The organism is Rhizobium sp. CFBP 8752 (genome assembly GCF_014842035.1).
GTDB classification, from domain to species: domain Bacteria; phylum Pseudomonadota; class Alphaproteobacteria; order Rhizobiales; family Rhizobiaceae; genus Neorhizobium; species Neorhizobium soli.
Map to the genome: position 1 here is coordinate 726,017 of NZ_JACYUZ010000001.1, position 26,340 is coordinate 752,356.

The window sequence follows — 26,340 nt, forward strand, 5'->3', positions numbered from 1 at the left end:
CCCGGGCTCTTCAGGTCTTGACGAGTTGATCCTTGTCTATCCAGATCTCGATGCACTCAGGCGCGTCGGTATCGAGGACCCCACAGGTTAGGCCTGCCTGCGGGGTGCTCCGATCACGCGACGAGCAGCGTGGTCTTGCGCTCGCGAGGCCGGCCGATCCGCTTCGGCGCCTTGATCTCGACCGCCTGGGCGGTGGTCAGCGCGCCACGAACCGCATCGGAAATGGTGGTGACGACAAAGTCTGCATCGATGTCCTCTGTCGCAAGGGGGCTTTCCCGCTGACCGTCGACGCCGGTGATCATGATCCCCACCCGAACCGACGGCTTCTGTCGCTTGAACCGGCGGACGGCCTGGCGGGCGTGGGCTTTGGAGCCGCCATTGAGGAAAGCGATGAGGACCGTGTCGACGTCGGTCAGGTTCATCAGGCTTACCGTCTTGCCGCTCACGGCCGTGTGGTCGGCCTGAGACACGGTGGCGCCCTGAATGGCGAGAACCTGCGACAACATGGCGGCCGCGGCATCGTCGATCGCGCCTCTGCCGCCGAGGCAGAGAACGGATTTCCCTTCGCCGCTGGGCAGGTCGATTTCACCGGTGATCTGCTCTGTGACAGCGGCTTCCCCTTCGACCGGATCGTCTTCCGCTTCTTCCTCGATCGCGATCTCCGCCAGATTGCCAATCAGCGTCTGGGTGGTGGAGGCAAACAGGGCGATCTGGGCCTCGCTCATCACGCCGCGCTGCCGGTCCAGTTCACCCAGCCTGAGTGCAGGCAGTCCGACTTTTTCATAATAGTCGACGAGATACTCCTCCTCGAGAAAATCCTCCGCGTTGTCGGTCGCCTCGTTGGGATCGCCGGCAAGCAGCCTCTGGTAGAGTTTTTCCTGCGGCTGCAGAACCGGCTCGTTGCCGAGCAGCACGTCGAGAAAGCTGAACTGCGGGACGTAGCGACCGAGAACGACGAGACAGACGGTGAGGGGGGTCGACAGCATCAGTCCGACAGGCCCCCAGAGCCACGACCAGAAGATGGCCGAGACGATGATGGCGAGCGGCGAAAGGCCCGTATGGCTTCCATAGAGCCACGGTTCGACGACGTTGTTGCTGACGAGTTCGGTGACGATAAACAGTGCGGCGACCCAGGCAACCAGCGACCATCCGGGGGCAATCGCCAGTGCCAGAAACAGCGGCAGGATCATGCCGATGACCGGACCGATGTAGGGGACAAAGCGCAGGACGAGCGTCAACAGTCCCCACAGGATGGCGTTCGGGATGCCGAGCAGCCAGAGGCCGATCGAGATCGGCAAGGCATACAGCGCGTTGACGACCAACTGCATCAGCAGATATTTGCCGACGCGTTTTCCCGCGTCCTGAAGAGCCGCCGTTGTCCTGTGGAGATCGCCGAGGCCGACAAGGCGTATGAACCGGTCGCGCAGTTCCTCCCGCTCAAGCAGCATGAAAATCACGAGGACGATAACCAGACCCGCGGTTGCAAAGGGACTGATGAGTGGCAGAATGAAATTGCCGAGCGTTTCGATCGGGTTGGCGCGGGTTACGATCTCGACAGGCATCGGATCGCGACGCTTGATCTGTGGCGGCGCGTCTTCCTTGCTTTCTTCGGCGTTGTCCTGCAGTTCCGAGCCTATGCGCTCGACGACCTTACTGAGATGTTCGAAAACGCCGTTGCCGGAGCCCGCCTGGCTGAGAGAGTGCACCTTCGCGACGATGTTGCGCTGATAGGTCGGAATATTGTCCGCGAGATTGGCGACCTGTCCGGCCACGATGAAACCGAAGGCTGCAATGACAAAAAACGCGGTGGCGACGGCGAGGAGGACGGCGGCGATCCTCGGGACGTAGCGCTTGCGCAGGAAACTGACGATGGGTGCGAGCGTGAAGGTAAGAAGGAGTGCGAGCGCAAGCGGCACAAACACTTCCTGGCCGACATAGAGGATCACCGCCACGCCGATGAGAATAAGGATCGTTCGGCCCGAAAGGGTCGGCGCGCTCAGCCCGACAGGCTTGTTCGCGATCCCCGCCGCTGCGATAGCCCCTTTACTCATGTCGCTCATAGCCGTCCCCGATTGAATGCGCTGCTGCCAGAACCCAGGCATGACAGTGTAAATGCGCTTGGAACAAAACTTATCGAGCGGTGACGCAAAAATAATTCGCGACAGCCGCTTGCGGGTAACGCTGACGGGGAAAGTGGAAGCATTCAAGCCGAGCAAAACCGCAAGTCGTTGCGGCACGGTTTGTCCCAGAAACGATTAGCTGGACGCAAATCGCGAGAGCGAGACCTCGGCCGACCATTCGAGGTCGCTGGGGTTGTAGTGGACGTCTCGTTCCGAGAACGACAGCGGATTGAGGCCGTAGCACTCGGTCCAGCTGCCGCCCGGCTCGATGATCTTGTCGCTTCGAAGCGTTGCCCTGTAGATCAGCGAGCTGTGACCCGCCTGGCGTGCACTCAGCGTGAAGGATGTCGCGAGCAGCTGTCTGTCCGCGTTGTTGGTGAAGGTAACGGATACGGGCGCGCCAGGTGCCTTGCATGTCTCGCCTGAGGAGCTTGCGACCACGGCGACGGATTGGTTGGTCGGGACGTGCGAATTGATCTGGCCCGACATCAGCAAGAGCCCGACATAAAGCACCGCCAGAACGGCGACCGCCGCGATGCCCGCCCGTCGCGAGTACAGGAAGAGAACCACGACGGCTGCTGCGCCTATTACCCAAATCATCGCGCACCTATCTTTTCCGGAGTGATATCAACTCCGTATATGTAAGGATTTGGAGGTTAAACCGCAAACGGAACTCCGCAACCGAGCTCTTCCAAGTGGCGGCCGGCACGATCTCGTCACGGGGTCCCGCCTGCAAATTCCTATGCGGTTTATATTTCTTAGCCTTCCGAGCCATCTCGAATCCCTATGGGGATCGGCCGCATATAGGGTTGGAGACGGATCGTGATCGTCTCCAGCCAGAGAGAATGAGGCGTCAGCAGAATGGCGCCTTTCCTGGCTTCATCCACGAACAACCAGGATTCCAGAACAATGATGGACCTTATTCTCGTCGCGGCGACCGTTGGCTTCTTCGGTCTCTGCCTGGTCTATACCCGCGCCTGCGACAGGCTTTGAGGAGGGGATGCCATGACCCTCGATTATATCCTCGGCGGCGGTGTGACCGTCTTCCTCGCCCTCTACCTCACCTATGCTCTCATTCGCCCCGAACGCTTCTGACCAAAGCTTCAGCTTGCCCGAAAGTCTCTTCCCATGACCTTCAACGGATGGCTACAGATCCTCGTCTATTGCGGGATCCTCCTTCTGCTCGTCAAACCGCTCGGGGCCTATATGACCCTTGTGTTTTCCGGCGGGCGCACCTTTCTCTCCCCCGTGTTCGGTCCGATCGAACGCGGGCTTTACGCGCTGGCCGGCACCAGCGAGCGTGAAGAGCAGCATTGGACCGCCTATGCGTTTTCCGTGCTGATGTTCAATCTTGCCGGTTTCCTGCTGCTCTACGGTATCCTGCGCCTCCAGGACGTTCTGCCGATGAACCCGGCAGGTCTCGCATCGCCCGGACCGGAATTGTCGTTCAACACCGCTGTCAGCTTTGTCGCCAACACCAACTGGCAGAGTTACGGCGGCGAAAGCACCATGTCCTATTTCAGCCAGATGACTGGTCTCGCGGTGCAGAACTTCGCGTCTGCTGCGACAGGCATGGCGATCGCCATCGGCCTCATTCGCGCGTTTTCGCGGGCATCGGGCAAGGCGACCGGCAATTTCTGGGTCGATACGACCCGCGCCACGCTCTACATCCTCTTGCCGCTCTGCGTCGTGCTGACGCTCATCTATGTCTCGCTCGGCGTTCCCCAGACGTTTTCGGCATACGTCAATGCCACGACGCTTGAAGGCGTCCAGCAGACGATCGCCGTCGGCCCTGTCGCGTCGCAGCTTGCCATCAAGATGCTCGGCACGAATGGCGGCGGTTTCTTCAACGCCAACTCGGCGCATCCTTTCGAAAACCCCGACAGCATTTCCAACATGATCCAGATGCTGTCGATCTTTGCGATCGGTGCCGCCTTTACCAACGTGTTCGGCCGGATGGTCGGCAATCAGCGCCAGGGCTGGGCGATCCTCGCCTCGATGGGCATCCTGTTTCTGGCAGGCGTCACCGTTGTCTACTGGGCAGAAGCGTCCGGAAACCCGATCATGCATACGCTCGGCCTTTCGGGCGGCAACATGGAGGGCAAGGAAGTCCGCTTCGGCGTCGTCATGTCGTCGCTGTTTGCGGTCATCACCACGGCGGCCTCATGCGGTGCGGTCAATGCCATGCACGGCTCGTTCACGGCACTCGGCGGACTTATCCCGCTCATCAACATGCAGCTTGGCGAAGTCATCGTCGGCGGTGTCGGCGCAGGCTTCTACGGTATCGTGCTGTTCATCATCGTCGCCGTGTTCGTGGCGGGTCTGATGGTTGGCCGCACGCCGGAATATCTGGGCAAGAAGATCGAGGGCAAGGACATGAAGATGGCGCTTCTCGCCATTCTCTGCCTGCCGCTCGCCATGCTGATCTTCACGGCTGTCGCCAGCGTGTTGCCGTCGGCGGTCGCCTCGATCGGGACTGCCGGTCCGCACGGCTTCTCCGAGATCCTCTATGCCTATACCTCGGCTGCCGCCAATAACGGCTCCGCGTTCGGGGGACTATCGGCCAACACGCCCTGGTTCAACATCACTCTCGGCATCGGCATGCTGATGGGCCGCTTCCTGGTCATCATTCCGGCGCTTGCAATTGCCGGTTCGCTGGTCGCGAAGAAGACCGTTCCGGCATCGGCCGGCACGTTCCCGACCGACGGCCCGCTGTTTGTCGGTCTGCTGGTTGGCACGATCATGATCGTCGGTGGCCTGACTTTCCTGCCGTCACTGGCGCTCGGTCCTGTCGTCGAGCACCTGATGATGATCGCCGGCCAGACGTTCTGAGGTCGCACCATGGGTCACCGTCAGACGCACCCCGCACTGTCTCCTCCCGTCACGCCAAAGCGTGGCGGGACGGTCCCCCGCTGGTGGTGCGGATCGAACGCCATTCTCGTGATGATGACGGCCGTGCTCGCCATCGTCGCAACACTAGAAATCCTTCGTGGCTGACCTTTCCCCGGTCGCCTCCCTTTCCAAGGCTGGAGCCTCATATGAGCCAGGCAAAATCCGATAGCGCACCAAGATCCGCAAGTATCCTGGACAAGCGCATCCTCGTTCCGGCAATCGGCGGTGCTTTTACCAAGCTGAACCCGAAAACCCTCGTCAAAAACCCGGTCATGTTCGTCGTGGCCACGGTGTCTGTGCTGACCACCGTTCTGTTCCTGCGCGATCTTGCCGCCGGCAGCGACGACCTGGGCTTCTCCCTGCAGCTCAACATCTGGCTCTGGTTCACCGTCCTGTTCGCCAATTTCGCGGAAGCCGTTGCCGAAGGACGTGGCAAGGCGCAGGCGGAATCGCTGCGCAAGGCCCGCACCGAGGTCCAGGCAAAACTTCTCACCGGCAAAGAGCGGACCGATTTCCAGATGGTCGCCGGCACCACTCTCAAGCTGAACGACATCGTTCTCGTCGAAGCCGGGGACATCATTCCCTCGGATGGGGAAGTGATCGAGGGCGTCGCCTCCGTCAACGAAGCCGCGATCACGGGTGAATCTGCTCCGGTCATCCGCGAATCCGGTGGTGACCGCTCGGCCGTCACAGGCGGCACGCAGGTCCTGTCCGACTGGATCCGCGTGCGCATCACGGCAGCCGCCGGTTCGACCTTTATCGACCGGATGATTTCGCTCGTCGAAGGCGCGGAACGTCAGAAGACGCCGAACGAGATCGCGCTCAACATCCTTCTCGCCGGCATGACGCTGATCTTCGTTCTGGCAACTGCGACCATTCCGGCGTTTGCCTCCTATGCGGGCGGCTCCATCCCGGTCATCGTGCTGGTCGCGCTGTTCGTGACACTGATCCCGACGACGATCGGCGCCCTGTTGTCGGCGATCGGCATTGCCGGCATGGACCGTCTGGTGCGCTTCAACGTGCTCGCCATGTCCGGCCGCGCAGTTGAGGCTGCCGGCGATGTGGATACGCTTCTCCTCGACAAGACCGGCACGATCACGCTCGGCAACCGCCAGGCGACGTCCTTCCGTCCGGTCAAGGGCGTGTCGGAACAGGACCTTGCCGATGCAGCCCAACTGGCCTCGCTTGCCGACGAAACGCCTGAGGGACGTTCCGTCGTCGTGCTTGCCAAGGAAAAGTACGCGATCCGCAGCCGCGACATGGCGAGCCTCAAGGCAACCTTCGTCCCGTTCACCGCACAGACCCGCATGAGCGGTGTCGATCTGGACGGAGAGCAGATCCGCAAGGGTGCGGTCGATTCCATCCTTTCCTATATCCGCCAGAATGCCGTGGCCGGTGGGCCCGTCACGCAGGACGCCGTTCTGGTGGAATGCCAGGCGATCGCCGACGAGATCGCCAAGGCCGGCGGCACGCCGCTGGCCGTTGCCCGCGGCGGGAGGCTGCTCGGCGTCATCCAGCTCAAGGATATCGTCAAGGGCGGCATCCGCGAGCGGTTTGCCGAATTGCGCCGCATGGGTATCCGTACCGTGATGATCACCGGCGACAATCCGATGACGGCGGCAGCGATTGCGGCCGAGGCGGGGGTCGACGACTTCCTTGCCCAGGCCACGCCCGAAAACAAGCTGTCGCTGATCCGCGAGGAGCAGGCCAAGGGCAAACTGGTCGCCATGTGCGGCGACGGCACCAACGATGCGCCGGCGCTCGCCCAGGCCGATGTCGGCGTCGCCATGAACACCGGCACGGTGGCGGCGCGCGAAGCCGGCAACATGGTCGATCTCGACAGCGATCCGACCAAGCTCATCGAGATCGTCGAGATCGGCAAACAGTTGCTGATGACCCGCGGCGCGCTGACGACGTTTTCCATCGCCAACGACATCGCCAAGTATTTCGCGATCATCCCGGCCATGTTCCTGGCCTTCTATCCGCAGCTCGGCGTTCTCAACGTGATGGGACTGGCGACACCGCAAAGCGCCATCCTGTCGGCGATCATCTTCAACGCGCTGATCATCGTTGCCCTGATCCCGCTGTCGCTGCGCGGCGTCAAATACCGCGCCGTCGGTGCAGGCGCTCTGCTGTCGCGAAACCTTCTGATTTACGGCCTCGGCGGCATCATCCTTCCCTTCTTTGCCATCAAGGCGATCGACATGGTCATCACGACCATCGGTCTTGCCTAAGGAGCATTCGTCATGTTGAAACAGATCCGTCCGGCAATCGTCATGATCGTTGCCGTTACTGTCATCACCGGCCTCATCTATCCGTTTGCCATGACCGGCATTGCCCAGGCGATCTTCCCCGTCCAGGCGAATGGCAGCCTGATCGAACAGAACGGCAAGGTCGTCGGCTCGTCGCTGATCGGCCAGGCGTTCACCGGCGAGCAGTATTTCCATGGTCGCCCGTCCGCTGCTGGCGATGGCTATAACGCGGCCTCGTCGTCCGGCTCCAACCTCGGCCCGACCAGCCAGAAGCTGATCGATCGCGTGAAGGCCGACACGGAGGCTGCGAAAGCGACCAACCCGGGCGCGGATGTGCCGATCGACCTCGTCACCGCATCGGGCAGTGGTCTCGATCCGCATATCTCGCCGGAAGCGGCGCTGTTTCAGGTGCAGCGTGTTGCAAGGGCACGCAGCATGGATGAAGCCGCGGTTCGCGCCCTGGTCGAGCGTCATATCGAACAGCGAGAACTCGGCTTTCTGGGTGAGCCCGTGGTGAATGTGTTGGCGCTCAATATGGCGCTCGACGCCGAGAAGTCGTAGTTGAACGAGCGGCGGTCAGTTTGGCCGCCGCTCGTTTGCGGAACGAAAGACCTCCATGCCGGAAGCAAAACACGAAGGCGCTAGCAGACCATCACCGGACGCTCTTCTCGAGTACGCCCGGCAGGAGGGGCGTGGCCGGCTGAAGATCTTTCTCGGGGCCGCACCCGGCGTCGGCAAGACCTATGAAATGTTGATGTCCGGCCGCAGCCGAAAGGCCGACGGCATCGATGTGGCGATCGGCGTGGTTGAAACACACGGGCGGAAGGAAACCGAAGCGCTGGTCGAGGGTTTCGAAATGATCCCCCGCCGCGTGTTCGACTATCGCGGCCAGCAGCTCGACGAGATGGATCTCGATGCGATCCTTGCCAGGAAGCCCCGTCTGGTGCTGGTCGATGAACTGGCCCATACCAACGCCCCCGGCAGCCGCCACCCGAAGCGATATCTCGATGTCCTCGAAATCCTTGCCAGTGGCATCGACGTCTTTTCGACGCTCAATATCCAGCATGTCGAGAGCCTGAACGACATCGTCGCGCAGATCACCCGTATCCGCGTTCGGGAAACGGTGCCGGACTCGGTGATCGACCGCGCCGACGATATCGAGATCATCGATATTACCCCGCAGGATCTGATCAAGCGCCTGCATGACGGCAAGGTCTATCTGCCGACGACGGCGCGGCGTGCGGTCGAGAACTATTTTTCTCCGGGCAACCTGACGGCTCTGCGCGAGCTGGCGCTGCGTCGCACGGCGCAGCGGGTCGATGATCAGCTCCTCAATCACATGCAGGCGCATGCCATTGCGGGTCCCTGGGCTGCGGGCGAACGCATTCTCGTTTGCCTCGATCATGGCCGAAACGGCGCGGCGCTGGTGCGCTACGCCAGACGCCAGGCCGACAGGCTGCGCGCGCCCTTGACGGCGCTGCATCTGGAGACGCCCGGATCTGCCAATCTGGGCGAGGCCGACAAGGACCGGCTATCGGCTGCGATGCGGCTCGCCGAACAGCTCGGCGCCGAAACCGTGACGCTGCCCGCGTCGCGGGTGTCGCGGGAAATCATCGCTTACGCCAATGCTCACAACTTCAATCACCTGATCATCGGCAAGTCGACCAAGCCGCGCTGGCGAGAGCTGTGGGATGGGTCGATCACGCACGATCTCATCCGCTATTCCGGGGCAATCAGCGTTCATGTCATGTCCGGCGGCAGCGAGGAGGCTGTCTCGACGGGCGTCAGGACAGCGCCGCCGACGAGAAGGCTCAATCCGAAACACTATATCCGCGCATCGCTGTTCATGACGGCGGCGGTTGCGATCGGCACGCTGCTCGACCGGGCGCTCGACGTGCAGAACCTGGCGCTCGTCTTTCTGATGGGCGTGCTCGCTTCGGCAATCCGGGGAGGGCTGGGGCCGGGTCTCTATGCGTCCTTCATCGGCGCTCTCGCCTTCAATTTCTTCTTTCTCGAGCCGCGCTACACGTTCACGATCCGTGATCCGGAAAGCGTCGTTGCGCTTCTCTCGTTTCTCGGAACAGCCGTTGTCGCGAGCAATTTGGCCGCTTCGGTTCAACGGCAGGCGATCGCCGCCCGGCAGAGAGCGCGCACGACCGAGGATCTCTACCTGTTCTCGAAGAAGCTTGCTGGAACCGGGACGCTTGACGACGTGCTCTGGGCAACCGCGTTCCAGATTGCCTCCATGCTGAAGGTTCGGGTTGTCATTCTGTTGCCCGAGAACGACACCCTCGCCGTCCGGGCCGGCTATCCGCCTGATGACACGCTTGTCGATGCCGACATCGCGGCGGCGAAGTGGACATGGGAACACAATCGTCCGGCCGGCCGCGCGGCCGATACGTTACCCGGCGCCAAGCGATTGTACCTGCCGTTGCGCACGGGACGCGGGGCGATCGGCGTTGTCGGCCTCGACAACGACAGGCAGGGACCGTTGCTCACCCCGGACCAGCAGCGTCTGTTCGATGCGCTGGCCGATCAGGCCGCACTCGCGATCGAGCGGATCCAGCTCGTCGCTGACGTCGACAAGGCAAAGCTTGCCGCCGAAACGGACAAACTGCGCACCGCACTGCTGACCTCGCTTTCGCATGATCTGAAGACGCCGCTTTCGGCCGTGCTCGGGTCGGCGAGCACGCTCAAGGATTTCGGGGCGAACCTGACCGATCACTCGCGAGATGAACTTCTGACCACCGTGATCGAAGAGTCGGAGCGGCTCAACCGGTTCATCGTCAACCTGCTCGACATGACGCGCATCGGTTCGGGCGCCATGGAGCCAAACTTTGCGCTTCATTATGTCGGCGATATCGTCGGGACGGCCTTGAAGCGGGCACAGAAAATCACCGCCGATCACAGGCTGAAGGTGGCTATTCCATCCGAAATGCCGATGATCAGAAGCGATCCGGTCCTTCTGGAGCAGGCACTCTTCAATCTCATCGACAATGCGGCCAAATATGCGCCAGAGGGCACAACGATCGAAGTTCTGGGCTGGTCAGATGCGAAATACGTCACCCTCGCCGTTCTGGACGAGGGGCCGGGGATCCCCGATGCCGACCTGGAACGGGTGTTCGACACCTTCTACCGGGTGCGCAAGATCGATCATGTCAAGGCCGGCACCGGCCTTGGACTGTCCATCAGCCGTGGTTTCATCGAAGCGATGGGCGGGCGTCTGACGGCCGGAAACAGACCAGCAGGTGAGGGAGCGATCTTTACGATCCGTATGCCAATTCCGGCCCAGCTGCAGATTGACGGAGACATGCGATGAACCAGGCCGCCACGAGAATTCTGGTCGTCGATGACGAGCCGCCGATCCGCAAGCTATTGCGGGTCGGGCTTTCGACGCAGGATTTCGTCATCATCGAAGCACCGAACGCGAGGACCGCGATGGAGCTCGTGGCTGCCGATCAGCCCGACCTCGTTCTGCTGGATCTCGGCCTGCCCGATATGGCCGGGCACGATCTTCTGGCGAAATGGCGGGCCGAGGGGCTGACGCTGCCGATCGTGATCCTGTCGAGCCGGACGGATGAGGAGGGGATCGTCAAGGCGCTGGAAATGGGTGCCGACGACTATCTCACCAAGCCGTTCAACATGAACGAGCTGATTGCGCGGATCCGGGTTGCGTTGCGCCACCGGCTGCAGACCCAGGGCGAAAAGCCGATCTTCCAGACGGGTGATCTCAGTGTCGATCTCGTCCGGCGCGTGGTCAAGGTGAAGGGCGAGGAGGTGAAGTTCTCCCGCAAGGAATACGACATCCTGCGAATCCTCGTGCAGCATGCGGGGCGCGTGCTGACCCACCGGTACCTGATCGATCAGGTCTGGGGGGAGGTCACCGACATCCAGTATCTGCGCATCTACGTGCGCCAGATCCGCCAGAAGATCGAGGAAATGCCCGACCAGCCGCGATACATCCTGACCGAAACGGGCGTCGGCTACCGGCTGGCCGAAAGCTGAAATCCGGCCGCGGGGTGATCTGGCCGGTTGATCGGTGTATGTCTGCAGCCTGATTCCCGACTGTGATGCGCATCCATGGAAACCTCCCTCTATCTACCGGTCAAATCCTTCCTCGAGACTGCAGGCTATGTGGTGAAGGGCGAAGTCGGCGGCTGTGATCTCGTTGGTCTGAGCGAGGGCGATCCCACCGTCGTCGTCATCTGCGAGCTCAAGCTGAGCTTCAATCTGGAGCTTATTCTCCAGGCGGTCGACAGGGCGGCTGTTGCGGACGAGGTCTGGATTGCGGCAAAGCTTTCGCTCAAGGGCAAGGGCCGCGAAACGGACAAGCGGTACCGCGACCTCTGCCGCCGGCTTGGCATCGGTATTCTCGGCGTTTCGGCCGCAGGAGATGTGAGCGTCATCGTCGGCTCCGTGTCGCCCATGCCGCGGACCAATCCGAAACGGCGTTCGAGGCTGATGCGCGAACACCAGAAGAGACGCGGCGATCCCGTGCTGGGCGGGAGTACGCGGGTTCCCGTCATGACCGCCTATCGCCAGCAGGCGCTTAGCTGCGCCGCCGTTGTCTCCGGCGGGCCGTCCCGCGTGCGCGATATCAGGGCGGTTGCCCCGGATGCCGGCAAGATCCTGCTTTCCAACGTCTATGGATGGTTCGAGCGGCTCGACAGAGGCGTCTACGGCCTCACCGACGCTGGCCGTGAGGCATTGGAGAGATGGCCTCAGACTGATCCCCGCCCTTCTGACGTTTGATTACGGGCAGGGGCTCCCACGATTACACCAATGTTCCATGGCTGCATCAATTTGACGAGGAAATACGAGAATTATTTGCGACACTTAATCGCAAATTAACTTGTGTTCGGATTCACGAAGTCTCAATGCGTTTGTAGTTCAGTGTGGCGAGCTGAAAGCCGCCAGGCGCGTCCGCGTGGTCGTTTCGAACCGTATTGGAATTACCGCATGCTTGCTTTGATCGACCGCTACATCAAGCAGGCCTGTGCGTCGGACCGGTTCGAGACACGACGCAAAGTCCTCGCATTCGCATTGCTCATGACCATTTGCGTCACAGTTGTTGCCGACATTCTCAACGTTGCGGCCCACTACACGCTTCATGCCTTGGGATGGCTGCCGTATGACGTCGTGCCCGCGGCAACAGTTGGGGTTATCATCTCGACTGTCGTTGCATCGGCGCTGACATTTTCGATCGTCTATATCGTTGGTCTAGCAATCCATCACCTCACGATCTCCCGGGCGGCTTTCGAGCATTTGAGCCGGACGGACATGTTGTCGGGGCTGATGAATCGGCGAGCGTTCCTGGATGAGGTGACGCGCGCTCCCGCCGCATCTTCTCTCATCCTGTTCGATATTGATAAGTTCAAGGCGATCAACGACCGCTTTGGCCACGATATCGGGGACCAGGCCATCATTGCAGTTGCGCATCAGCTCGCCGAGATCTTTTCGCAAAGTCGTGCCGTCGCCCGGATCGGTGGTGAGGAGTTCGCAGTCCTCGTGTCAGCGCTTTCGCCGACGGAGCGTCTCTCGCTCGCGCACCGCTGCAGGGCCCTGATTGCTGCGCGGCCCATACAAGCGGGCAAAAGGCAGGTCGATATCACGGTGTCCGGTGGCGTTGCGGACCAGGAGGACTACCCTACGTTCGAGGCTCTCTACCAGGCCTCCGACAAGGCGCTGTTCGTTGCCAAGGCGTCCGGGCGCAATTGTGTCGTGCACAGCAACGACATCGCGGTCATTCTCGACGCCCATAAGGTGGCCACGATGTAACGGCCTGTCCGGTAGGCGGCGAGAACACGCTCCAATTCGTTCAGGCCGCTGTCAGCTTGCCGTCATACCCATCCGGTGATGACAACCGGAGGTAAACCCATGCTCACAATCCGAAACACCGCTATTGCACTTGCCCTTTTCGTTGCTGCAACGCCTGCACTGGCCGGCTCTATGGTCAAGGTTGTCGAGTCCGGCGAAGCGGGTGAGCCGATGACGTTGACGATGGATCAGACGACCGTTCCGGCAGGCGACACCACGTTTATGGTCCACAACGACGCGACGACCGAGGAGCATGAAATGGTGCTCGTCAAGTTGAAGTCGCCAGATCAGACACTCACGGTGGTCAAGGCCAAACATCGCGTCGATGAGAAGACGCTGAAAAGCCTTGGTGAAGTTGCCGATCTGAAGCCCGGTGCCGATGGCCAGTTGAAGGCCAAGCTTGTCCCCGGAACGTATATGCTCTTTTGCAACATCAAGGGCCATTACGAAGCCGGCATGCATGCGACCCTCACGGTGACGAAGTAATCACCGCTTGCTTGTGGGCTCCGCCGCCTCATAGCGGCGGCCAAGTCACGCTCGCATCGTCAGGCAGACGTGGTGGCCAGCGAAAGGCGTTGCAGCTTGTGCAACGCCTCAGGTTGGACCGCGGCTCGATGTCAGGGACGAGCGGTTTCGCGGGAGATAGCGGCCGCGGCTTTCGGGCCCGGTCAGCTCTCCGTCCTTGACGATGGTCCTGCCGCCCAGCAGCATTTGCACCGGCCAGCCGCGGATATCGAGCCCTTCATAGGGCGTATAGTCCGCGCCGTGTTTCAGGAGGTCGTTCGTGACGGTGACGCGCTTGTCCGGATCCCAAAGCGCGATGTCTGCATCGGCGCCGATCGCGATCGTGCCCTTGCGGGGATAGAGACCGTATAGTTTGGCATGATTGGTCGAGGTCACAGCAACGAACGTGTTGATGTCGATGCGGCCCTTCATGACGCCCTCTGAAAACAGGATCGGCAGACGGGTGGCGACGCCCGGTATGCCGTTCGGGATCCAGCGGAAATTGCGCTTGCCCTTTTCGTTCAGCTTGCCTTCGGGATCGTCGAAGCGGAAAGGGCAGTGGTCGGAGGAGAACAGGTCGAAGACGCCCTGTTCCAGTCCCTCCCAGCAGGCATCCTGGCTCGCCTTGTCGCGCGGCGGCGGCGAGCAGACGAATTTGGCGCCCTCCATCTCCGTCTGGTCGAGATCATCGGCGGTCAGCATCAGATATTGCGGGCAGGTCTCGCCGGCAATCTTCTGGCCCCGCTGACGGGCGCGGCGGATCTCCTCCATCGCCTCGCGGTTGGAGACATGCACGATGACAACAGGCACATCGACGATTTCGGCCAGTGACAGCGCCCGGTGGGTGGCTTCGCGCTCGGCGGCGATTGGTCTGGTCGTGGCATGGAATTTTGGCGCGAACTTGCCCTCTTCCTCATGCCGGCCGATCAGGTAGCGGATCGCATCCTCGTTCTCGCAATGGACCATGACCAGCGCGCCGGTGCGCCGTGCGGTATCGAGCGTCGCCAGGATCTCGTCGTCGCGCAGCCGCAGACCCTCATAGGTCATGAACACCTTGAGCGAGGTGTAGCCGTCCTCGACAAGTGCCGGAAGTTCCTGGCCGAGGACGTCAGGCGTCGGATCGGTGATAACAAGATGGAAGGCGACATCGACATGGCATTTGCCGTCTGCCTTGGCGTGATAGATCTTCAGCGCCTCACGCAGGCTCTGGCCCTTCTCCTGCATGCAGAAGGCGAGAACGGTGCTGTTGCCGCCAATCGCCGCCGACCGGGTGCCCGAGTCGAAGTCGTCGGCCATGACGATGCCGTCGCCGGACGGCTGGTCGAGATGGACATGGCTGTCGATACCACCCGGCAGGACGAACAGTCCTGTCGCGTCGATCACCTCATCGGCTTCGGTAAGCTCTGCCGCAAGGGCAGCGATGCGGCCGTCCTTGATGCCCACATCGCTCACGAACGTGTCGCTCGCTGTGACCACCGTGCCGTGTCTGATGACCGTATCGAAGCGCATGATCCGTTCCCTTCTTAAGCGGCAGCGGCCGCGCGACCGGCGTCGGTTGCGAGGATCCGGTCGAGTGCTTCGGTAAAGCGATCGATCTCGTCCAGCGTGTTGTAGTGGACCATCGACACGCGAACCATGCCGCCGTGGTCTGTCAGGTCGAGATATTCGGCAAGCCGGCGCGAGTGGAAATCGCCGAAGCGGATGGCGATCTTTTCGCCGTCCATCGCCTTGCAGATTTCGCCGGCGTCGCGGCCATCGAAGCGGAAGGCGATCGTCGGGACCCTCGTGCTGCCGCTGTTCGTCGTCTGGCCGACGATGCGGCAGTCGTTGCGCGAGCGGAGGTACGCGAGAAGGCGTTCCGCCAAGAGGTTTTCCTGGGCCGTGATTGCCGCGAAAGCCGCTTCGATCTTCTGGCGCACCGTGCCGGTCTCGCCGGCCTGTTCGCCGAGCGCCGTCAGGTAGTCGACGATGCCGCAGGTCGAATAGGCAAGCTCGTAGTTCGGGTTACCCGGCTCGAGCTTGCCCGGCACTTTGTCCTTGCCGTAGAAGTAATGATAGAGCGTATCGAGCTCGGCCAGCAGATCGTATTTGCCATACATCAGCGCGTAGTGTGGACCATAGGTCTTGTAGAGGCTGAAGACGTAGTAATCGACATCCAGCGCCTGCACGTCGACGGCGCGGTGCGGGGCATAGGCCACGGCATCGACGCAGATTTTCGCGCCGCGGGCATGGACGAAATCGGCGATATCTCTGATCGGGTTAATTGATCCGAGAATGTTGGACACGTGTGTGACACAGACGAGCTTGGTGCGATCGCTCATCAGCGGCGCAAGGTCGGCGAGATCGAGCGTCAGCGTGTCCTTGTTGAGCGGCCAGAACTTAAGTGTAATGCCGCGCTCCTGCAGCCGGTCCCAGGGGCCGATATTGGATTCGTGATCGCTGACGGTGACGATGATCTCGTCGCCGGGCGAGAGCTGGCTCTGCATGGCGCGGGCAAGGTTTTGCAGCAGCTGAGTGGTGGAAGCGCCGAAGACGATTTCTTCCGGACGCGAGGCGTTGAGCAGATGCATGGCCGCGGTGCGCGATTCGTAGAGAGCTGCGGCTGCCGCCTGCGATACGGCGTAGGAGCCGCCGATCTGGACGTTCTTCTCGATGAGGAATGTGTTGATGCGCTCGACGGCACCTTTGAGGATCTGCGATCCGCCGGCGTTGTCGAACAGCGTCCAGCCGCGCGAGAGGCCTGGAAACTGGCTGCGCACGTAATCGAGATCGAGTGGAGAGGTGGTGTTCATCCCTGTGGTCCTGCGTTTGTTGTTCTTGTCAATGATTGAGCACGGCGCGCAGGAAACTGCGTGTCCGTTCTTCCCGAGGATTGTCGAAGATCTCGGCCGGCGTGCCCGCCTCGACAAGGCGTCCCGCATCCATGAAGATCACCCGGTCGGCGACCTGGCGGGCAAAGCCCATCTCGTGGGTGACGATGATCATGGTGACGCCGGTGCCGGCAAGCTTGCGCATCACGTCCAGAACTTCGCCGACCATTTCGGGATCCAGCGAAGAGGTCGGCTCGTCGAACAGCAGCACGCCGGGTTCCATGGCGAGCGCCCGGGCAATTGCCACGCGCTGCTGCTGGCCGCCGGAAAGCTGGCCCGGAAACTTTTCCGCCTGTTCGGAAATACCGACGCGTGCCAGCAGTTCGCGGGCCTTGCGCTCGGCGTCTTCGGGCGATGCCTTCCTGACGCGCATCGGTGCCAGCATGACGTTTCTCAGCACCGTCATATGCGGGAAGAGGTTGAACGACTGGAATACCATGCCGACCTCGGCGCGCACTTTCGCAAGCGCAGGTCCCGGCGCGACACGGATGCCGTCGACGGTGATGGTACTTTCGGGCGAGAAGGCTTCTAGGTGGTTGATGCAGCGGATCAGCGTCGATTTGCCGGAGCCGGAGGGGCCGATGATGCAGACCACTTCGCCTTCGGCCACATCGAGATCGATATCGTGGAGAACGGTGAATGTGCCATAGGCCTTTTTCAGGCGGCGGATCGAGATCAGGGGGCCGGTTGTCTTCGCCATCAGCGTTTCCCCCGGCTGTAGTGCTTTTCGAGACGCGCGACGACGGCCACCATCGGCCAGAGCAGCGCGATATAGATGAGAGCTGCCCCGATCAGCGGCGTCGGGTTGGCGTTGAGCGCCTGCGCCTGGGTTGCCTGCTTGAGCAGATCCGGCATGGCGACGACGGAGGCGAGCGCCGTATCCTTCATGACGTTGATGCAATTGTTGGTAAGTGGCGGAATGACGATGCGGATCGCCTGCGGCAGGATGATATCCATCATCGTGCTGCGGCCCGAAAGGCCAAGCGCTGATGATGCCTCGAACTGTCCGCTCGGAATGGCCTCGATGCCGGCGCGAAAGATCTCGGCGGTATAGGCGGCAGAGACGAGCGACAGCGCGGTCACCGCCGACAGGAACGGCGACAGGCGGATGCCGACGAAGGGGAGGGCGTAGTAGACGACGATCAGCAGAACCAGCAGCGGTATCGAGCGAAAAATGTCGATATAGATGCGGATCAGGACCTGAAAGAATGCCGGCGCATAAAGCCTTGCCACCGCCAGAAACAGTCCGCCGGCCAGGCCGACCAGAATGCTGGTAATACCGATCTGCAGCGTCACGACCAGGCCCCAGAGCAGCTGCGGCAGGCTGTTCAGGAAGACCGGTATGTTGAAAAATGTATTGAGAAGGTTCATGCCGGATCGGCTCCCTTGGCAAGCCGACGGAGCGTTTGGCGCTCCGTCGGATGCAATTCAAGCTTGCTCGGGTGAGCCTTACTTGGCCTTCGGCATGTCGAGGACTGCGACGGTCGAGGTCGTGTCTTCGGCCTTGGCGCCGAACCATGTCTGGTGCAGCTTGGCGATAAAGCCTTCGCCCTTGAGCGTGGTGATGACGGCGTTGACTTCGGTTGCCAGCGGATCGCCCTTGTTGAACATGATCGAGTATTTTTCGCCGGTCGGAATGCGCTCGACGACCTTCAGTTCCGGCTTGTCCTTGGCGTAGTAGAGCAGGGCCGGGATGTCGGAGATGTAGCCATCGACGCGGCCGGCAACGAGATCGAGCATGGCCGGCTGCAGGCCTTCGAAGCGGCGGATTTCGCCGAGCTTGTATTCGCCCTTGTGGCTGTCTGCCCACATGTCGCCGGTTGAGCCGGTATCGACGCCGACGACCTTGCCGCTCATGCCCTTGAGGCCGGTGATGCCGGAAGCGGCCGTGACGGTCAGCGACTGGTCGCTATCGTAATAGGGCTGCGCGAATGACACCGACTGCAGGCGCTTCTCAGTGATGGTGATCGACGACACCGCCATGTTGATGCGGCCCGACTGGACGGCCGGGAACAGGCCGTTGAACGGCGTGTTGACGAATTCGACGGTCTTGCCGAGCCGCTTGGCGATCTCGTTGACGAGATCGATCTCGAAACCGGTCACCTTGCCGCTGGCATCTTCGAATTCCCAGGGCACATTGCCGATATTGGCGCCGACGGTAAGATCGGCAGCGTGAACGCCGATTGCGCCGAGCGCTGTAAACAGGCCGGCGAGAACTGTGGTTTTGATGCGTGACGCGTGTAGCATTGAGAGAACCCCTTGTTTTTATGATGAGACGCAATCTATGTTGGTCTAACTGGTCAGACCAGTCCGACCAAACAAGCACGGCACTTTGGGCTTTGCAAGATAGCTCGGGGAAAAATATATCTGACAGGCCGCAGGGGCCCAGCTGGAATAGGTTCGCATGCTCAACAAAACGCTCGTTCCGCAGTCGGTGGCCCGCGAAATCCAGACGATGATCCAGGCCGGCCAGTTGAAGGCCGGCGAAAAAATCCCGTCGCAACGGGAGTTTTCCCAGAAATTCGGGATCAGCCGGGCGTCGTTGCGCGAGGCGCTGCTGACTTTGGAAACGCTAGGATTGCTGAAGACCGAAGCCGGTCGCGGCACGTTCGTGACGGCGGGTTCGAGCTCGGCCTCGGACGGAGGCATGAGCCAGTCGGGTCACATGGCGCCATGGCGTTACTCCGACAGCTATTCTGTGTTCGACGTGTTCCAGACACGCATCCTTCTGGAAGGCGAGATCGCGCGTCTGTCCGCGGGCCGCCTGTCGCAGGCGCAACTCGAGAAGATGGAAATGGCAACGCAGACGATGGAGGATTGCTGGGCGCGCCAGGACCTGCTCGCAAACGTCGAGGCGGATCTCGATTTCCACGGCACGATCGTTTCGGCCTGCGCAAACACGATGCTCAAGGCGCTCTACCAGACGGTGCGCGACCAGGTCACCGAGACCCAGCGGCAGCCGATCCCGATGACCGATCCCGAACGGATGCGACAATCGATCGCCGAGCACCGGCGCATCATTGCGGCCCTGAGATTGAACGACGCGGCGTTGGCGAGGAGCGAAATGGAAACGCATATCCGCAACACGGCACGCTGCGCGGGTCTTCAGCCATAGGCTGAAGGCGGCCGCATCCGGTGGCCGAAGGGTCACCCGGGCGGCAACCCGAGTGGTGGTGGATGCTCTGATAAATTGTGCCTTTGCCCTCTAGTGTCTGTTGCATAAAGGCTTTAGCGTTCTGCTTTTCGGATTCCTCAATGTCAGAGTTCCCCCATGACTGAGCCTTCTCTGTTTGCCCGCGTCGTCGCCTTTATCGGCCAGGGCGCTGTTCTTATTCGTCATTCGGGGGATGGCCCGCGACAGCCGGTGTTTGGCACGACGCCGGCCATTCCGGCCGCAAAGCCGCAGGGCAAGATCCCGACCTTGAAGATGCCGACAGCCAAGGGCTGGGAGGGCGATCACAAGCCGACGGCAGCGGCGGGGCTCAAGGTCAATGCATTCGCACGCGGGCTCGTGCATCCGCGCAACATGCATGTTCTGCCGAATGGCGATGTGCTGGTGGCGGAATCGATGGGCGAGCGCGGCAATCCGCGCAGTCTCTTCGACCATGCCATGTCGGCGACGATGCAGCGGGCGCGCGCTTCCGGCGACAGCCCCAACCGTGTGACGCTTCTGCGCGACGCCGATGGCGACGGCGTGGCCGAGCAAAGTTTCGCCTATATCGAAAACGTGCGCCAGCCCTATGGCATCGCGCTTGTCGGTGACACGCTCTATGTGGGAGCGAGCGATGCGCTTCTGGCCTATCCCTACGAGGCCGGCGCGACGAAGATTACCGCGCAGCCGAAGAAGCTGATGGATCTGGTTCCCGGCGGACACTGGACGCGCAACCTGATCGTCAGCAAGGACGGCACCAAGCTTTATGTGGCCGTCGGATCGCTCAGCAATATTGCCGACGAAGGCATGGGCGTGGAAGAAAACCGCGCCTGCATTCACGAATACGACCTTCAGACGGGCCAGTCGCGCATCTTTGCCGGCGGTCTTCGCAATCCCGTCGGCATGGCCTTCGAGCCCGAAGGCGGCATGCTGTGGACGGTTGTGAACGAACGTGACGGGCTGGGCGATGAAACGCCGCCGGATTATCTGACATCGGTTCGCGACGGCGGGTTCTACGGCTGGCCCTACTGCTACTGGAACCGGGTCGTGGACGACCGGGTTCCGCAGGATGCCGCAAAGGTGGCATCCGCGCAGCAGCCCGACTATGCGCTGGGCGGCCATACGGCGTCGCTCGGGCTCTGCTGGTTGCCGGCGGGCACGCTGCCGGGCTTTCCGGCGGGGATGGCCATCGGCCAGCACGGGTCGTGGAACCGGTCCAAGCTTTCCGGCTACAAGCTCGCCTTCGTCGCTTTTGAGAACGGCAAGCCCGTGGGAATGCCGCGCGAAATCCTCACCGACTTCCTGTCCAAGGACGAAAAGCACTCCTTCGGCCGTCCGGTCGGAGTGGCTCTCGCCGCCGACGGTGCCGTGCTGATGGCGGACGATGTGGGCGATGTCATCTGGCGCGTCACCGGCGCTTGATCGCGCGACGTAGAACATTTGAGTTGATTGCTGCGTGCCACCCGATGGGTGCGCAGCAATCGCGTTCCGTCGCTGCAGGCCCGACCGAAGCGGCGATGATCAATCCGCAAGCTCTTGCGTCAGGATCCGTCCGGCAAGGCGGGCAATGGCCATGAGGCGGTCCAGTTCCAATCCGCTGCGGGCCTTGGCGGAGAGGCCGGTCATTGTGGTCGAGACGAAATCGGTCACGCTTTCCGCCTTTTCCGGATGCCGCGCTGCGATAAAGCCGCGGATCACATCCTCCGCTGCTGCCTGCAATGCACGGGTCGCCGCGCGTGCCTCCGGATCATCGCAATGGGTTCCCTCCAGAACGAGACAGCCAGCGGTAGCCGGGTCGGACGCATAGCGCCGGCAGGCGTCTTCCAGCACGGCCGCAAGGCATTCGGCAACCGGGCGGTCGGGCCTCAGGATATCAGCAAGCGGAATCGCCGCCGTTAGCGAGTAGCGTTCAAGAACGCGCGCGTAGAGCCCGGCCTTGTTGCCGAAGGCGGCATAGAAGCTCGGCGGGTTGATGCCGAGTGCCTGCGTGACATCGGCAACCCCCACGGCATCATAGCCGCGCGCATGGAACAGCTTCTGGGCGATCTCCACACCTTGGTCGGCATCAAAACGACGTGGGCGACCGCGGGTACGCGGAATATCTGTAGTCATTATTACAAAATACCTTGACGATGAACCCTGATGATTTATGTAGCAGTCATTACTGTATTTCTCAAGGATCTCAGATGACGACTTTTCAGGGAAAATCCGTTCTGGTTCTCGGCGGTAGCCGGGGTATCGGCGCCGCCATCGTGCGGCGGTTTGCAAACGACGGTGCCAACGTGACCTTCACCTATGCCGGCTCTCGCGCGGCGGCGGATGAGCTGGCGGCAGAGACCAAGACTACGGCTGTTCAGACCGACAGCTCCAGCCGCGATGCCGTGATTGCCCGGGTGCGAGAAAGCGGCCCGCTGGACGTGCTGGTGGTCAATGCCGGAATTGCTGTCTTCGGCGATGCGCTTGAACAGGATCCGGACGCGATCGACCGGCTTTTCCAGATCAATATCCATGCGCCCTATCACGCCTCGGTCGAAGCGGCGCGTCAGATGCCGGACGGCGGGCGGATCATCGTCATCGGTTCCGTCAATGGGGACCGGATGCCCATTCCGGGCATGGCGTCTTATGCGGTGAGCAAATCCGCCCTGCAGGGACTGGCCCGCGGGCTGGCGCGCGATTTCGGGCCGCTCGGCATCACCATCAACGTCGTCCAGCCGGGGCCGATCGATACGGATGCCAATCCGGAAAACGGACCGATGAAAGACCTGATGCACAGCTTCATGGCAATCAAGCGCCATGGTCGACCGGAGGAGGTTGCCGGAATGGTCGCTTGGCTCGCGGGGCCGGAGGCGGGGTTCGTGACGGGGGCAATGCACACGATCGACGGTGCGTTCGGAGCGTAATCCCGGCATACCCCATCCGTGGCGACATCGCATAAGGCCAGTCGCACGACTGGCCTTACAGCTCTGGATTCAGCAATCTGCGATCTGCTTGCCCAAGTCTTTCAGCGCGTGGGAACAACGGCGCGGGTTTTCGGTTCCTCTCTCTCAGAAAAGAGAGGATTATCGATGACGCAGATCGTTTTCGTGCATGGCATGTTTCAAAATCCCAAAAGCTGGGACAACTGGGTTCGCTACTTCAGCGACAAAGGCTACGACTGCAGCGCCCCGGCATGGCCTCTCCACGATGGCGATCCGAAGGCATTGCGAGACAACCCGCCAGCCGGGCTCGGTGAGCTGAGCCTCGATGCCATCTATGCATCCATCACATCGGCGGTCGCAGGCCTCGATAAGCCTGTCGTCATCGGTCACTCTGTCGGCGGTCTCATCGCGCAGAAGCTGCTCGCGGATGGCCACGTCTCGGGTGCAGTGGCGATCTCGTCGGTTGCGCCGAATGCCATGCTCGATTTCGACTGGGGCTTCATCAAGAACAGCGCCATCATCACCAATCCGCTGAAGGGCGACGAGCCGGTCTACATGGATGCAAAGACGTTTCATGGCTCCTTCGCCAACACGCTGTCGGAAGAGCAGGCGGCTGTCGAGTTCGAGAAGACGGCGACCCACGACAGCCGCAACGTTCTGCGCGACTGCATGGGATCGTCTGGCAAGATCGATCTCAGCCGCCCGCATGAACCTCTGCTTCTGGTTGCCGGCGAGAAGGATGAAATCATTCCGGCCGATCTCAACGAGAAGAATTTCAAGGCCTACGAGAATACGGGCAGCGTGACCGACTTCCGCGAGTTTCCCAACCGTGGCCACTACATCTGCGGCGAACCCGGCTGGGAAGAGGTCGCCGCCTATATCGACGGCTGGCTTCAGCAGAACCGGTTCGACGTCGACAACCGTATCTATGCTCCAAGCGCGATCTGAGGGACAACCATGACCAATATCAAAGCACGCGGGTTCGAAAGCACCGCTCTTCTTAATGAACATCTCGACGAGTTGGACGACGTCGCCTATGGCGATCGCGGCGCATCGGCCGGGGCCATGTCCGGCAGCGAAGCCGAAATCGAACGGCTGCGTCGGGAAGTCGTCTATCTGCGCCAACGGATTGCCGAGATCGAAGGGGAGGGCCAGACCCGGCGTGCATCGCCGTCCTCCCAGACCCCAGAAAATTCGTGGGTGAAGCTGATCGGAACCGCCACGGCAACCTTCGTTCTTGGTCGGCTTGCACAACGGTTGCGGCTTGGACCCGTGGGGACGGCTGCCGTTCCGCTGATCGCCGGACAGCTTCTCAGCCGTATCCGCTGAACCACTGACATATTGCACCGGCGGCAGAGCTGCGGCCGGTGCATTCTTTGCATGGATTACGCTTGGTCTGGTGGCTGAACGAAGCCTCCCGTGAAGATAGACAGGCGAATCTGGGAACACTCCCCGTCCACCTTAGTTCTTGGGTTATAATCCAGGAACATTATCGTGCCGACATTCCCATCGTTCATTCTTTCCCGCCGACACATGCTTGCGTCCACCACAGCGGCGCTCGCCGCTTCGGCGTTGCCGGCATTTTCTCAAGATACGACTGTAAAGGCATCCATTATGGAAGACCCGACGACCAAGTACCCGCAGCCTCCGTTTCAGGAGCAGACCCAGCCATTCCCAGGCTTGGCCGGCAAGATGACGCCGAAGCCGGATCACGGCGAGACCTCGTATAAGGGCTCGGGCCGGCTGGCTGGACGCAAAGCTCTGATCACCGGCGGCGATTCCGGGATGGGCCGTGCGGCTGCCATTGCCTATGCCCGCGAGGGTGCCGATGTCGCGATCAACTATCTGCCCGATGAAGAGCCGGATGCCAAAGAAGTCATCGCCCTGATCGAAAAGGAAGGTCGCAAGGGCATCGCACTTCCCGGCGATCTGCGCGACGAGGCATTCTGCGTGAAGCTCGTCGAAGATGCCGCAAAGGCTCTGGGTGGTCTCGACATTTTGGTCAACAATGCGGGCCGTCAGCAGCAGTCCCAGTCGCTGTCGGATATCACCACCGAAGCCTTCGACGCGACGATGAAGACGAACATCTACGCGATGTTCTGGCTGACCAAGGCGGCGCTCAAGCATCTGCAGCCGGGATCGTCGATCATCCAGACGACGTCCGAACAGGCCTACGATCCGTCCGAGAACCTGGTCGACTATGCCATCACCAAGGCGGCCGGCATGAGCTTCACGAAGTCGATGGCCAAGCAGCTCGGCCCGAAGGGCATACGCGTCAACGGCGTTGCGCCGGGCCCGGTCTGGACGCCGCTGCAGGTGTCGGGCGGCGCGACGATGGAAAAGCTGGTCGAGTTTGGTGGCGATACGCCGCTCGGCCGACCGGGTCAGCCTGCCGAGCTTGCGTCGATCTACGTCCAGCTTGCCGACAACGGCGCAAGCTTCTCGACGGGACAGATCTACGGTGCTGCCGGTGGCAGCGGGCAACCTTGAACATGAACATGCGCATGAACACCAACGCGAATGCAACACGACCGGAGGTTAGAACGTGAAAGCTCTTACATGGCACGGCAGCGGTGATATCCGCTGCGAAGAAGTAGACGATCCAATCATTCAGCATGACCGCGATGCGATCATCAAGGTCACGAGCTGCGCCATCTGCGGCTCGGATCTTCACCTTTATGGTGGTTTCGTTCCCGGCATGCACGCAGGCGACGTGATGGGCCATGAAACGATGGGTGAGGTGGTCGAAGTCGGCCGCGGAAACTCGAAGCTCAAGGTCGGCGACCGCGTCGTCGTGCCGTTCACGATTTCCTGCGGCGAGTGCCGTCAGTGCAAATGGGGTCAGTTCTCGCTTTGCGAACGATCCAACCCCAACGGCGCGATGCAGGCCAAGCAGATCGGTTATCCGACGGCCGGCCTGTTCGGCTTCTCGGAAATGTACGGCCAGATCCCGGGCGGCCAGGCCCAGTACCTGCGCATTCCCTACGCCGATGTCGGGCCGATCGTGGTGCCGGATGGATTGACCGACGAACAGGTCCTGTTCCTCTCCGACATCTTCCCGACAGGCTACATGGCGGCCGAAAACTGCGACATCAAGCAGGGCCAGACGGTTGCCGTGTTCGGTTGTGGTCCAGTCGGCCTGTTTGCGATCAAGTCGGCGTTCTTGCTCGGTGCAGAGCGCGTGATTGCGATCGACACCGTGCCGGAGCGCTTGGCGCTTGCTCAACAGTCCGGTGCCGAAACGCTTGACTATGCGGATGAGGATCTGCAGCAGCGCATTCTCGACATGACGAACGGTCTTGGGCCGGATGCGGTCATCGAGGCGGTGGGTCTTGAGAGCCATGGCGCCGGTGGCGTGATGGAAACGCTTCAGACCAAGCTGTCGGCAACCGAGCGTCCTTACGCGCTCAACCAGGCAATCCTCGCCTGCCGGCCCGGTGGTACGGTCTCTCTTCCCGGCGTGTTTGTCGGTCCGGCCGTTCCGACGTCGCTGGGCGCCTTCATGGGCAAGGGCCTGACCCTCAAGACCGGTCAGACCCACGTTCAGCGTTATCTCGAGCCGCTGATGAAGCTGATCCAGGATGGCAAGATCGATCCGTCATTCCTGATCACGCACCGCATCGGACTTGAGGAAGGTCCGGAGGCCTACAAGACGTTCCGCGATAAGCAGGACGGCTGCGTCAAGGTCGTGATACGCCCGAACGGCTAAACAGATCGAATGGCCTGCGGCATCTGCCGCAGGCCATTCCCTTGTAAGCATGAGAGGATGCGGCGAAGCACCGGGCACGTACCGTGCATTCAACCGCATTGTCGTTT

Annotated in this window: 26 protein-coding genes; 18 read left to right on the forward strand and 8 right to left on the reverse strand. The window is 61.4% G+C overall.

From position 1 onward, the window contains the following. Positions 1-113: 113 nt before the first annotated feature. Both IFT59_RS03395 and IFT59_RS03400 read right to left on the reverse strand, forming a co-directional pair. Positions 114-2,060 carry an AI-2E family transporter gene (locus IFT59_RS03395; protein ID WP_192086081.1) on the reverse strand — a complete coding sequence of 649 codons (1,947 nt, stop codon included), beginning with the start codon at positions 2,058-2,060 and terminating at the stop codon, positions 114-116. A gap of 195 nt (positions 2,061-2,255) precedes the next feature. Then, a complete protein-coding gene (locus tag IFT59_RS03400) occupies positions 2,256-2,720 on the reverse strand; it encodes a hypothetical protein (RefSeq protein WP_192086082.1) in 465 nt (154 codons plus the stop codon). A 261-nt stretch (positions 2,721-2,981) separates the two neighbouring features. Here IFT59_RS03400 and IFT59_RS23250 point away from each other — a divergent pair, with 261 nt between their 5' ends. The 11 genes from IFT59_RS23250 (at position 2,982) to IFT59_RS03450 (ending at position 13,567) form a co-directional block, all read left to right on the forward strand. Next, positions 2,982-3,113: a hypothetical protein gene (locus tag IFT59_RS23250; protein ID WP_274598244.1), complete on the forward strand. Its 132-nt coding sequence runs from the start codon at positions 2,982-2,984 to the stop codon at positions 3,111-3,113. Positions 3,114-3,125: 12 nt separating this feature from the next. Continuing rightward, complete coding sequence (gene kdpF, locus IFT59_RS03405; RefSeq protein ID WP_062460674.1) at positions 3,126-3,215, forward strand: K(+)-transporting ATPase subunit F; 90 nt, start codon at positions 3,126-3,128, stop codon at positions 3,213-3,215. 33 nt (positions 3,216-3,248) lie between these two features. Beyond that, positions 3,249-4,952 (forward strand): potassium-transporting ATPase subunit KdpA, encoded by a 1,704-nt coding sequence (gene kdpA / locus IFT59_RS03410; protein WP_192086083.1) that lies wholly within the window; start codon positions 3,249-3,251, stop codon positions 4,950-4,952. A 9-nt stretch (positions 4,953-4,961) separates the two neighbouring features. Then, positions 4,962-5,117 (forward strand): hypothetical protein, encoded by a 156-nt coding sequence (locus IFT59_RS03415; RefSeq protein ID WP_192086084.1) that lies wholly within the window; start codon positions 4,962-4,964, stop codon positions 5,115-5,117. 41 nt (positions 5,118-5,158) lie between these two features. Next, the gene (gene kdpB, locus IFT59_RS03420; protein ID WP_062460668.1) at positions 5,159-7,246 is read left to right on the forward strand and encodes a potassium-transporting ATPase subunit KdpB; all 2,088 of its coding nucleotides are present in this window, start codon (positions 5,159-5,161) and stop codon (positions 7,244-7,246) included. A 12-nt stretch (positions 7,247-7,258) separates the two neighbouring features. Next, the gene (gene kdpC, locus IFT59_RS03425; RefSeq protein WP_192086085.1) at positions 7,259-7,825 is read left to right on the forward strand and encodes a potassium-transporting ATPase subunit KdpC; all 567 of its coding nucleotides are present in this window, start codon (positions 7,259-7,261) and stop codon (positions 7,823-7,825) included. Positions 7,826-7,880: 55 nt separating this feature from the next. Further along, positions 7,881-10,583: a sensor histidine kinase gene (locus tag IFT59_RS03430; protein ID WP_192086086.1), complete on the forward strand. Its 2,703-nt coding sequence runs from the start codon at positions 7,881-7,883 to the stop codon at positions 10,581-10,583. Continuing rightward, a complete protein-coding gene (locus IFT59_RS03435; protein ID WP_174196249.1) occupies positions 10,580-11,269 on the forward strand; it encodes a response regulator transcription factor in 690 nt (229 codons plus the stop codon). Before IFT59_RS03430 ends, IFT59_RS03435 begins: the two co-directional genes overlap by 4 nt. A 75-nt stretch (positions 11,270-11,344) precedes the next feature. Further along, positions 11,345-12,016 carry a DUF2161 domain-containing phosphodiesterase gene (locus tag IFT59_RS03440; protein ID WP_192086087.1) on the forward strand — a complete coding sequence of 224 codons (672 nt, stop codon included), beginning with the start codon at positions 11,345-11,347 and terminating at the stop codon, positions 12,014-12,016. 207 nt (positions 12,017-12,223) lie between these two features. Beyond that, entirely contained in the window at positions 12,224-13,042 is an 819-nt protein-coding gene (locus IFT59_RS03445; protein ID WP_192086088.1) for a GGDEF domain-containing protein, read from the forward strand. 99 nt (positions 13,043-13,141) lie between these two features. Beyond that, positions 13,142-13,567, forward strand: coding sequence for a plastocyanin/azurin family copper-binding protein (locus IFT59_RS03450; RefSeq protein WP_062582465.1), 426 nt, complete (start codon positions 13,142-13,144; stop codon positions 13,565-13,567). A 108-nt stretch (positions 13,568-13,675) separates the two neighbouring features. On the opposite strand, the gene hydA is transcribed toward IFT59_RS03450, so the two are convergent. From hydA to IFT59_RS03475, 5 genes are all read right to left on the reverse strand, one after another. Next, the gene (hydA, locus tag IFT59_RS03455) at positions 13,676-15,094 is read right to left on the reverse strand and encodes a dihydropyrimidinase (RefSeq protein ID WP_192086089.1); all 1,419 of its coding nucleotides are present in this window, start codon (positions 15,092-15,094) and stop codon (positions 13,676-13,678) included. A gap of 14 nt (positions 15,095-15,108) precedes the next feature. Next, complete coding sequence (locus IFT59_RS03460) at positions 15,109-16,377, reverse strand: cysteine desulfurase-like protein (protein WP_192086090.1); 1,269 nt, start codon at positions 16,375-16,377, stop codon at positions 15,109-15,111. A gap of 28 nt (positions 16,378-16,405) precedes the next feature. Further along, a complete protein-coding gene (locus IFT59_RS03465; protein WP_274598245.1) occupies positions 16,406-17,155 on the reverse strand; it encodes an amino acid ABC transporter ATP-binding protein in 750 nt (249 codons plus the stop codon). After that, complete coding sequence (locus IFT59_RS03470; RefSeq protein ID WP_192086091.1) at positions 17,155-17,826, reverse strand: amino acid ABC transporter permease; 672 nt, start codon at positions 17,824-17,826, stop codon at positions 17,155-17,157. Before IFT59_RS03470 ends, IFT59_RS03465 begins: the two co-directional genes overlap by 1 nt. 78 nt (positions 17,827-17,904) lie before the next feature. Continuing rightward, entirely contained in the window at positions 17,905-18,702 is a 798-nt protein-coding gene (locus IFT59_RS03475; protein WP_062582473.1) for a transporter substrate-binding domain-containing protein, read from the reverse strand. 157 nt (positions 18,703-18,859) lie between these two features. Here IFT59_RS03475 and IFT59_RS03480 point away from each other — a divergent pair, with 157 nt between their 5' ends. Beyond that, positions 18,860-19,570, forward strand: coding sequence for a FadR/GntR family transcriptional regulator (locus IFT59_RS03480; protein ID WP_192086092.1), 711 nt, complete (start codon positions 18,860-18,862; stop codon positions 19,568-19,570). A 156-nt stretch (positions 19,571-19,726) separates the two neighbouring features. Next, the gene (locus tag IFT59_RS03485; RefSeq protein ID WP_174196256.1) at positions 19,727-21,028 is read left to right on the forward strand and encodes a PQQ-dependent sugar dehydrogenase; all 1,302 of its coding nucleotides are present in this window, start codon (positions 19,727-19,729) and stop codon (positions 21,026-21,028) included. Between the two features lie 99 nt (positions 21,029-21,127). Here IFT59_RS03485 and IFT59_RS03490 read toward each other — a convergent pair whose 3' ends face one another. Beyond that, the gene (locus IFT59_RS03490; protein ID WP_062460626.1) at positions 21,128-21,718 is read right to left on the reverse strand and encodes a TetR/AcrR family transcriptional regulator; all 591 of its coding nucleotides are present in this window, start codon (positions 21,716-21,718) and stop codon (positions 21,128-21,130) included. Positions 21,719-21,792: 74 nt separating this feature from the next. Here IFT59_RS03490 and bdcA point away from each other — a divergent pair, with 74 nt between their 5' ends. The 5 genes from bdcA (at position 21,793) to IFT59_RS03515 (ending at position 26,233) form a co-directional block, all read left to right on the forward strand. After that, positions 21,793-22,506 (forward strand): SDR family oxidoreductase, encoded by a 714-nt coding sequence (gene bdcA, locus IFT59_RS03495; RefSeq protein WP_192086093.1) that lies wholly within the window; start codon positions 21,793-21,795, stop codon positions 22,504-22,506. 165 nt (positions 22,507-22,671) lie between these two features. Beyond that, positions 22,672-23,472: an alpha/beta hydrolase gene (locus IFT59_RS03500; protein WP_192086094.1), complete on the forward strand. Its 801-nt coding sequence runs from the start codon at positions 22,672-22,674 to the stop codon at positions 23,470-23,472. Between the two features lie 9 nt (positions 23,473-23,481). Continuing rightward, the gene (locus tag IFT59_RS03505) at positions 23,482-23,853 is read left to right on the forward strand and encodes a hypothetical protein (RefSeq protein WP_113165505.1); all 372 of its coding nucleotides are present in this window, start codon (positions 23,482-23,484) and stop codon (positions 23,851-23,853) included. A 204-nt stretch (positions 23,854-24,057) separates the two neighbouring features. Further along, positions 24,058-25,014, forward strand: coding sequence for an SDR family oxidoreductase (locus IFT59_RS03510; RefSeq protein ID WP_192087090.1), 957 nt, complete (start codon positions 24,058-24,060; stop codon positions 25,012-25,014). 55 nt (positions 25,015-25,069) lie between these two features. After that, positions 25,070-26,233, forward strand: coding sequence for a zinc-dependent alcohol dehydrogenase (locus IFT59_RS03515; protein WP_062460610.1), 1,164 nt, complete (start codon positions 25,070-25,072; stop codon positions 26,231-26,233). Positions 26,234-26,340 lie beyond the last annotated feature (107 nt).